Consider the following 1,109-nt stretch of genomic DNA (forward strand, 5'->3'; position numbering starts at 1 on the left):
AAGTACGGGCAGCAGTCCGCGCAGCTCAAGGAGATCCGCGCCTTCGACCCGGAGCGTCAGGGCCGCTGGTCGTTCTCCTCCCAGCAGGCCACGCTTCGCCGTCTGGACAAGGCGTTCCAAGCGTTCTTCCGGCGCGTGAAGGCCGGGGAGAAGCCGGGCTATCCCCGGTTTCGGGGTGCGATGTGGTTCGACACGGTGGAGTTCCCCAAGGATGGCGACGGCTGCCGGTGGGACTCCACCGGGCACGACCCCGTCACCCGCGTGCGCCTGCAAGGCGTCGGGCACGTCCGCGTGCACCAGCACCGGCCCGTGAAGGGTCGCGTCAAGACCGTCAGCATCAAGCGCGAGGGTCGGCAGTGGTATGTCGCCCTCGCCTGCGACGAGGTGGCCGCCGAGCCGCTGCCGGCCACGGGCGCGGCGTGCGGCATCGACATGGGTGTCACGCACTTCTTCACCACCTCCGAGGGCGCGCACGTCGAGAACCCCCGGCACGGCAAGCGCAACGCCGACGCCCTCGCGGAGGCTCAGCGTGCCCTCAAGGCGTTCCCTCGGCGCACGCGGGAGACCCGCACCGCCAAGCACCGCCGGGCCGTGGAGAAGGTTGCCAAGCTGCACCGCAAGGTCCGCCGTCAGCGCCTGGACCACGCGCACAAAGCCGCGCTCTGCCTGGTTGGCGACTACGACCAGATCGCGCACGAGCGGCTGAGCATCGCGAACTTGGTTCGCACTCCCAAGCCGAAGCCCGACCCCGAGATGCCCGGAGCGTTCCTGGCGAACGGCGCCGCCTCGAAGGCCGGACTCAACCGCAGCATTCTTGACGCGGGTTGGGGGGTGTTCCTGGGCATCCTCGCGCAGAAGGCTGAAAGCGCCGCTCGTGTATTGATCCCGGTGGACCCCCGCAACACCTCGCGCACCTGCCCCGAATGCGGGCACGTGGACGCGCGGAACCGCGACGGCGAAAAGTTCCAGTGCACCTTATGCCAGCACATCGACCACGCCGACCGCGTGGGCGCCTGGAACGTCGCACTCAGGGCCGGGCTGGTCCTTCCCGACGTGGCATAGCCACCGACAGGAGAAGCCCCCCGGATTTATCCGGGGGGAGGAGTCAC

General features: G+C 69.3%; 1 protein-coding gene. It reads left to right on the forward strand.

Going from position 1 to position 1,109, the window contains the following annotated elements:
* The coding region (locus tag ACZ67T_RS46330; RefSeq protein WP_469993115.1) for an RNA-guided endonuclease InsQ/TnpB family protein at positions 1–1,062 on the forward strand (1,062 nt) is incomplete at its 5' end.
* Positions 1,063–1,109 lie beyond the last annotated feature (47 nt).

The sequence above is a fragment of the Streptomyces sp. NPDC107517 genome (genome assembly GCF_055582645.1).